This is a genomic window from Actinomadura chibensis NBRC 106107 (genome assembly GCF_001552135.1).
GTDB lineage: Bacteria > Actinomycetota > Actinomycetes > Streptosporangiales > Streptosporangiaceae > Spirillospora > Spirillospora chibensis.
In genome coordinates this window covers 25939-34211 of the sequence record NZ_BCQP01000092.1, presented here as the reverse complement: position 1 = coordinate 34211, position 8273 = coordinate 25939, and the positions used below count along the sequence as shown (strand labels likewise).

At 73.3% G+C, this 8273-nt stretch carries 5 protein-coding genes; all 5 read right to left on the bottom strand.

Annotated features, from left to right (window positions below):
* Positions 1-242 precede the first annotated feature (242 nt).
* Positions 243-1010 (bottom strand): anti-sigma factor family protein, encoded by a 768-nt coding sequence (locus ACH01S_RS40220; protein ID WP_067905327.1) that lies wholly within the window; start codon positions 1008-1010, stop codon positions 243-245.
* Positions 1007-1615: an RNA polymerase sigma factor SigM gene (gene sigM, locus ACH01S_RS40215; RefSeq protein WP_067905333.1), complete on the bottom strand. Its 609-nt coding sequence runs from the start codon at positions 1613-1615 to the stop codon at positions 1007-1009. The genes ACH01S_RS40220 and sigM overlap by 4 nt, the downstream gene beginning before the upstream one ends.
* Before the next feature lie 286 nt (positions 1616-1901).
* Complete coding sequence (locus ACH01S_RS40210; RefSeq protein WP_067905324.1) at positions 1902-3500, bottom strand: protein kinase family protein; 1599 nt, start codon at positions 3498-3500, stop codon at positions 1902-1904.
* Positions 3501-3850: 350 nt separating this feature from the next.
* A complete protein-coding gene (murJ, locus tag ACH01S_RS40205; RefSeq protein WP_255220388.1) occupies positions 3851-5464 on the bottom strand; it encodes a murein biosynthesis integral membrane protein MurJ in 1614 nt (537 codons plus the stop codon).
* 130 nt (positions 5465-5594) lie between these two features.
* Positions 5595-8231, bottom strand: a complete 2637-nt coding sequence (locus tag ACH01S_RS46460) for a DUF6049 family protein (RefSeq protein ID WP_148344168.1) — start codon at positions 8229-8231, stop codon at positions 5595-5597.
* Positions 8232-8273: the final 42 nt, after the last annotated feature.

Sequence of the window (8273 nt, the reverse complement as noted above, 5' to 3'; positions counted from 1 at the left end):
GCGACACCCCGGCCATACGACATCCGCCCCGGCGCGCGAAGGGCCCGCAGACGCGTGAAGACCCGCTGAACACCCGAAGACCCGCTGAACACCCGAAGGGCCGCTGAGCGCGTGAAGGGCCGCTGAACGCGTGGAGGCCCGCTGAACACCCGAAGGGCCGCTGAGCGCGTGAAGGGCCGCTGAACGCGTGGAGGCCGTGACCGTCCGGGCGGGACGGGCACGGCCTCCGGGGGTGGCACGCGTCAGGCGTTGTCGATCTTCTTCAGGACGTGCTGGTTGGCGGCGGAGCACTCCGGGCCGACGACCCAGACCGTCAGCTTGCCGGTCTGGTCGCCGCGGACGGCGATGACGGTCGCCGGGCCGCCCTCGTAGTCGGCCTGGTCGACGAGGACGGGCTTGCGCTCCCCCACCACGCCGAGCACGCACTCGCGCAGCCGCGCGTCCGGCGAGGCGGACAGGCCGCGCTTCGCCGAGCCGTCCGCCGCGACGGCGCCGACCTGCGCGGCGAGCGTCCCGGCCCGGTAGTGGGTGCCGCTGCGGGCGACCTCGAAGGCCGGGGCGGCGGGCGCGGCGTTCGGCGCCATGCCCTCGGCGGTGCGGGGACGGGCGTTGTCCTGCGGCGGGGTCGCCGCCTGGCCGTGGCCGCCGTCCGCGTCGTCCAGCGCGAGGCTGCCGACCGCCGCTCCGCCGCCGAGCACCACCACGGCCGCCGCGGCGGCCGAGAGGATCCGCCAATGCCGCCTTCCGCGCCGCTCCGCCAGGCTCGCGACCGTGGCGCTGTTCAGCGACTCCGCGGCGATGGCGGTGTCGATGCGCTCGGCCAGTTCGGCGGGCATGGACGGCACGGGTGCCTCCGCCAGGATCCGGGAGACGTCCGCGAGGTCGGCGGATCGTTCACGGCAGTCGGCGCAGGTGTCGAGGTGCGCGTTGACGGAGGCGGCTTCGTCGTCTTCGAGCATTCCCTCGGCCAGGTCGGCGAGGACGTCGTAGTCAAGGTGTGCGGGGTTCACTTGGGCATGCCACCTCCTTCCACACCTCCGACGTTTTTCGGTTCCCGTCGGTTCCGGTGGTGGACCAGAAGGGGGGCGAGGCGGGCCCGTCCCCGCGCGCAGCGGCTCTTGATCGTCCCGGGCGGGACCTCCATCACCTGGGCGGCGTCGTCGACGGAATAGCCCATCATGTCGACGAGGACGAGGGCCGCGCGCTGCTCGAACGGCAGCTGCTCCAGGGCGGTGCGGACGTCGAGGGACACGCCGTGCGCGTCGGTCGGGTCGGGCATCTTCGGCGCGACGGCGTCGAACGTGGCGTCGTCCCCCATCGGCGTCGCCGGGCGGACGGACTTGCGCCGGACGCGGTCCAGGCACGCGTTCACCACGATCCGGTGCAGCCAGGTGGTGACGGCGGCGTCCCCGCGGAACCGTCCGGCCGCGCGGAACGCCGACAGGCAGGCGTCCTGGAGGGCGTCGGCGGCCTCCTCCGGGTCGCCGAGGGTGCGCAGCGCGACGGCCCACATCCGGTCCCGGTGGCGGTGGACCAGTTCGGCGAACGCGTGCGGGTCCCCCTGGGCGTGGCGGTGGAGGAGCTCCTTGTCGGGCACCTCGTCGACGCGACGCATGCTCACCGACGTCATGAGCGACCGCTTTCTCGTTCGGGACGCCGGGCACGGGCCGGCGCCGGGAGCCCGCGACCGGCTGCTGGGGTTGGCACCACGGATTCCTGGGGGCGAAGGGACAATCTGCTCACAGGCACGATACAGACATGCGCCGCCCCACGTCACAGACCGTTCAACGGCGTCCCGACCGGTGGCGGTGACGCCACCGGCGCGGCGGTCGGGCCGCGGTCCTCCCGGGGGAGGCCGCGGCGCCGTCGAACCCGCTGGTGCGCGGGGCGCCCGACCGGGGTCAGTCGGTCGAGCCGAGGACGGAGACCTCGTTGACCTCGGCTCGGATCTGGCCGTCCGACCCGTGCGAGAGCTTGGTGAACCAGAGGAGCACGTACCGTGCCGTGCGCGGCTGCTGGAGCTTGAACGTCACGCTGCCGGCCCCGGCCGTGGCCGTCTCCACCTTCTGCATCGAGCCCGCGTCGGACGTGGCGCCGATCTTCAACTGGATCGTCGCCCCGGCCGACTGGGCGGGAAGCTGGGCCTTGATCTCGCTGACCTTGACCGTCTGGCCCATGTCGAGCAGGAGCCCGAGCCCCTCCTTGAGCCTGCCGAAGTCCGGCGAGGTGTAGTAGGAGCTGCGCCATGCCGTGCCGGCCTTGCCGTCGACGGCGAGCCGGCCCTTCTCCGTGCCCTTGCCGCCGTCCTGGCCGACGGGGTCGACGCCCTCCGCGCTCCGCACCTTGAGCTCGGTGACGGACGGCTTCGCCGGGGCGCTCTGGCGGCCCTTGTCGGTGACGTTGTCGTTCGGGTCGCCCTTGTCGCGGAGGCCGCTCAGCGCCCACGCGCCGAGCCCGACGATGACGGTCAGGGCGGCGGCCGCGACGCCGAGCAGGGCGCGGTTGCCGGACCGTCCCGGCGCGCCGTGCGCGGGCGCCGTCCGGGTGCCGGTGGAACCGGGCGGGGGCGGCGGGGCGTCCCGGCGTCCGCGCACGCGCGGCGGCGGGACGTGCGACGCGGCCTGCTGCTCCGGCTCGGCGGGCGGCCGGTGCGGCTGCGTGGCGCCGGGCGCGGCCGGACGACGCGGCGGCGCCGGACGCGCGGGCGGCTGGGCGTGCCCGAGCCCGGCGAACAGCGGCAGCGGCGTGCGCGGGACGCCGCGCAGCGCCTTCGCGAGATCGGCGGGGGACGCGAGCGCCTCCGCCGTGCCGAGGCCGAGGCAGCGGCAGACGATCGCGTCGATGGCGTGCGAGATCCCGGCCTGGACCTGCCGGGGCGCGTGCGGGACGCCGTCCACGGCGGGCGCAGCGGGCAGCTCGGACCCGGCGGGGTCGCCCGGCCAGTGCGCGGTGAGCGCGGCGTACAGCATCCGGCCGAGGCCGCGGACGTCGTCGCCGCCCGGGTCGTCGGACTGCCGGTCGCCGAGCACGGCGTCGGTCGCGACGCCGAGGATCTTGACGGTGCCGCCGGTCGTCCAGACGAGGTCGCGAGGGGTGAGGCAGAGGTGCGACAGCCCGCCCGCGTGCGCGGCGGAGATCGCCTCGGCCGCCTCGTAGAGCAGGGTCGCGGCGCGTCCGGGCTCCAGCGGGGCCTTGGCGAGCATGCCCTCCAGGGTCTCGCCCGCGACCCACTCGCTGACGACGTACGCGCTTTCGCCGCTGTCGTCGGCGTCGAACACCTGGGTGAGCCGGGGGTCGGTCAGCCTGCTCGCGGCGCGGGCGGACGTGACCGCCTCGGCGATCCGGGGGAACTCGGGGTCGAAGGTGCGGACGGCGACCGCCCGCGCGAGGATCTCGTCGATGGCCTTCCAGAGGGCCGAACCGCCGGAGTCGCTGATGCGCTCCTCCAGCCGGTAGCGGCCGGCGAGGCGCGTGCCGGGCTCGATGACTGACGTGCTCACGGCAACGTCCTGCACAGGTGGTCAGATCCCATGTTCGTGGCGTGGCAGCTTACGCCTCCGACCCTCCTCTTTGCGTTCCCCAGGGTGTCGCCCCGCAAGCCGTAGTCCCCCACATGGTAGTGGCTACACGCCCGGGTGGCTTCCTTATCGCGGCGCGTCCTTTTTACTTTGTCTCGCGGGTTTACCTCGCTTTCCACTGCCGCTACCGCTACAGATGCCAATCGGTCGTACCCGCGTTGCCGTCCGCCCGTCTGGTTCGCGGCGCGCCTCCGTCCGGGGGCCGAACCGGACCGGAGCGAAACCGAGCCGGAGCGTGCCTGGAGCGGGTTTGCGGCGGGTCGGGGAGCGGGTCAGCGGCCGGGGAGGCGGCTCGCGAACGTGGAGATCGCGGTCTGGATCTCGTCCACCCGCATGAGCTTGGCGAAGAGCACGTAGAGCAGGCCGCCGCCCGCCGAGCCGACGACCAGCGCGGCCAGCGCGGGCAGCAGGTTGGCGGTGTCGCCCGCCGCGTCCGCGACGGTGCGGGTCGCGTAGGCGAAGCCGACGAGCGGCCAGATGGCGACGAGCAGCTTCAGGTGCCCGCCGACGATGCGGCGCCCGTCGATGCCGCCGAGCTTGCGGCGCAGCACCAGCCAGCAGGTCAGCGTGCCGACCATGTTCGTGATCGCGAACCCGCCCGCGATGCCGACGACGATCCACTTCACGTCGAGGACGCTGTAGGCCGTGACCGCCACGATGATGTTGGACGTGACGGACACGAGCCCGACCAGCGCGGGCGTCCGGGTGTCGCCGTGCGCGTAGAAGACGCGCAGCATGAGCTGGTAGGTGGAGAACGGCACGAGCGCGATCGCGAACATCTGCATGACGCGGGCGATGACCAGCGCGTCCGCGGGCGAGGTGTTGCCGTGCGCGAACAGCACCGTCGTGATCTCCGGGCCGAGCACCAGCATCAGCGCCGCCGCCGGCATGATGATCACCGAGGACAGCCGCAGCCCGCTGGAGAACGCGGCGCGCACGTCGGCGGTCTTGCCCTCGGCCGCGAACCGGCTCATCCGCGGCAGCAGCGCGGTGATCACCGAGACGCCGACGATGGCGTACGGCAGCTGGAAGAGCTGGTAGCCGTTGAAGTACGGCGTGTACCCGTAGCCCTCGCCGAGGCCCTGCTTGTCGGCGAGCGTCCCGGCCCGGTTCGCGAGGGCGGTGACGACGGCGAGGCCGCACTGGGTGGCGACGACGTAGAGCAGCGTCCATCCGGCCATCCGGCCGACCGTGCCGATCTCGCCGCGCTGGAAGTCCAGGCGGGGCCGCCAGCGGAACCCGACGCGGCGCAGCGACGGCCACAGCGCCACCGTCTGCAGGACGATCCCGCCGGTCGTCCCGATGGACAGCAGCATGAGCTGGCCGTCGGAGATGTTGGACGGGTCGATCCGGCCGGAGGTGATCGCGAGGAACGTGCCGCCGACCGCGATGACTACGAGGTTGTTCAGCACCGGCGCCCACATCGGCGCGCCGAAGCTGCCGCGCGTGTTGAGGATCGCCCCGGCGAACGCGCCGACGCCGTAGAAGAAGATCTGCGGCAGGAAGAACTGCGCGAACAGGATGGCGACCTTGCGCTGGTCGCCGCTGTAGCTGCCCGCGAGGACGTCGATGAACAGCGGCGCGCACAGGATCGCGACGACGGTCAGCACGCCGAGGCCGATCACGGCGAGGGTGAACACGCGCTGCTCGTACCGGTCGCCGTAGGCGCGGTCGCGTTCCTTCGCCTGGACCAGCAGCGGGACGACGACGCTGGTCAGGATCCCGCCGAGCAGGAGGTCGTAGATCTGGTTGGGGATCGTGTTCGCGGTGTTGTAGGCGTTGCCGAGCAGGCCGGTGCCGAGCGCGGCGACGATGACCGCGGTGCGCAGGAAGCCGGTGACGCGGGACGCGAGGGTGCCCACCGCCATGATCGCGCCGGAGCGCAGGATGCCGCCGGAGGCCTGCTTGCCGCCGCCGTCGTCGTCCGGTGCGGGCGGACGGGGCGGGAGGGCGTCGACGACCGTCTCGCCCGGGGTCGGCGGGCCGCCCGGTGCGGTGGTGCCCGGTGCTGGGATGTCAATCGCCGTCTCGGCCGCGTGGCTCCCCGGCGGCGTGCTTCCCGGGCCTGCCGGGCCTCCCGGCCTTCCCGTCGGCGGCCGGTTCGGGTAGCCCGCCGGGTTCCCCGGCCCCGGCCTCCCCTGCGGCCCCTGCGGCGCCGGGTACGTCGGACGCGGCGGCCCCTGCCGCGGGCCATGCGGGGGCGGCCCCTGCGGGCCCTGGGGCGGCGGGCCCTGCGGGGGCGGAACCTGGCCCGGTTGGACCTGGGGCGCGCCCGGGTTCGGAGGGCGCCCCTGCGGGTTGCCCTGGGGATTGCGGCCCTGGCCCGGATGGCCCTGGCCCTGCTCCGGACCCTGGCCCTGCTGCGGGTAGCCCCGCCCCGGGTGACCCGGGTGCTGCGGGGAATTCGACGCCGGGGAGCCCGGGCCCTGCGAACCCGGGGCCGGCGTATCCGTTCCCCTGTTCCGCCGTCCCCGCCGATCCCATTCCGGTCGACCCGTCACCGGCTGCCTCCGCTTTCCGGCGGCGCCTCGCTCTGATGGCCCGCACTCCGACGCCCACGAAGAGTACGGCAAGTCCGGCGCCCGTGATGAGCAGCGCCAGCCGTCCATACCCGGTGGTGCGGACGGTGATGGTCTGCACGTCCCCGAACCTCCGCCCCTTCGAGTTCGGGATCATCAGCTCCAGGTAGACGTGGAAGTTGCCGTTCCCCGACGCCTTCGCCGGTATCCAGCGCTGGGCCCGCTGCCCGGGCCTCAGCTCGATCACCGCCTCCTCCGGGGCGAGCTGTCCGAGCCGCAGTTTCGCCGTGTTCTCGGACGTCGCGACAAGGCGAACCGTCACGGACTGGTCGTTCAGCCTGTTCTCGATGAGGACGGGGAGCCTGCCCGAGCTGCCCCCCATCAGGACGCGTCCGTTCTTCGGCTGGACGATGCGGACGCTCTGCATGTCCCCCGTGACCTGCCTGTTGAGCGCCTCGCGGGCGGCCTTGGCGCGGGCGGGCATCGACCGCCAGGCGACGGAGTCCAGGCGGAGCAGGGCTCGCTCGTAGGAGATCGTGATGTCGCCCGTCATCACGGCCCGGAACGTCGAGGCGCGCTTGGCGATGTCGTGCGTCTGCGCGAGGTGGGCGTCGCCGAGCTCGTGCCACACGTTGGAGTCGGGGAGGCCGTTGAACACCCGGTCCTGCGGCTGCGCGGACTCGATCTTCTTCAGCGGCGTCTCGCGCAGCCAGGCGGCGTCCTTCGTGTAGGTGAGCAGGCGCTCGGCGAGCCCGGGCGCCGGGTCCCAGTGCCGGTCGGGGGCGACGACCACGGAGCGCTGCAGGTTCGGCGCCTCCGCCGCGATCATCGCCGTCTCGGCCAGGAACCGCTGCTCGGTCAGCACCCCGCCGGCCCCGGACCGCGACCCCTGGCTGACGATCTGGCTGAGCTTCTCGTCGTACAGGACGGTCTTCTCGACGCCCTGCTTCGTCTGGAGCGCCGTCGTCGCGTTCGGCGGCGTGCCCGACGCCGGGTTCTGGAACTGCGAACTGCTCATCAGGAACGACCCGCCGCGCTTGAGCTGGTGCTCGGCGAGCTGTTCGAGCGTCCCCGGACCGGCCGCGCCGTACGGCGGCCAGGCGACGCGCGCGTCCGCCGGACGTCCGAGCGCCTGCGTCGCGACACCGGTGTTGCGGGCGTCGAGGGCGACGGCGATGTCGCGCGGCGTCTTGTGCCGGACGAGCGCGACCACGTCCGGGTCGCCGTACGGGACGGTGAAGTAGGGGTCGCCCTTCGACGCCGTCTTCAGGTCGGACAGCCAGCGCGCCGCGACCGGGCTCTTCTCCTTCTTCGCGCCCTTCTTCGCGCCGAACGGCTGGACGACGTAGCCGTCGGACGCGATGCGCTGGGCGTCGTCCATGAGCGCCGGGTCGACCGCCCACGTGACCGGCGTGGCGGTCGAGCCCGCCGCGCTGACGAGCCTGTTGAGGCGTCCGCCGGGGGCCATGTCCTTGGTGAGCTGGTCGTCGAAGAACGTCCCGTCGGTGGTGCGGTGCATGCGGTCGATCAGCGGCCAGACCCAGCTGATCGAGACGGGCTTGAACAGCCGCTTCTGCGGCATGAACGTCAGGAACGTCGTCAGCCCGCCGATGGCCTGCTGCGCCGGGTTCAGCACCTCGACGCCCACCGGATACACGCCCGGCGTGCCGTTCGAGGCGCGCAGCCCGAGCGATTTCGGGGTCGCCTTGAACGACCAGTTCTGCGTCGAGCCGGGCGCGGCGACGTTCGTCAGCGGCTGCGCCTGGGTCGCGTTCGGCAGCAGGTTCGTCTGCCCGGACGAGAACTGGTCGAGCTGGCTGCGGCTGGTGATCGGCTGAGCGCTGTACCGCAGCCGGACGGTGAGCCCGGCGAGCTGCCCCTCCGTCCGGTTCTTCGCGACGCCCGATATCAGGATCTGCGAATTGCCGTGCAGCGTCTTCGGCGTCACCTGAGTGAACGCGAGCCCCACCTGAACCCGCTGCCGCGCGACGGCTCCCGAGAGCTGACCAGCGGAGAGTTCGAGAGACCCGCGACCAGGGGACGCGAGGGCGAGCGAGGGCAGGGCGGTGGGGGCCGCCATCGTGACGCAGGGCAGCAGGGCGGCCAGCGCGACAGCGCGCCTGACCGTTCTCACGCCGTGTCCGACCGAGAGCCGCCTCGCGCCGCGCCGACCGCG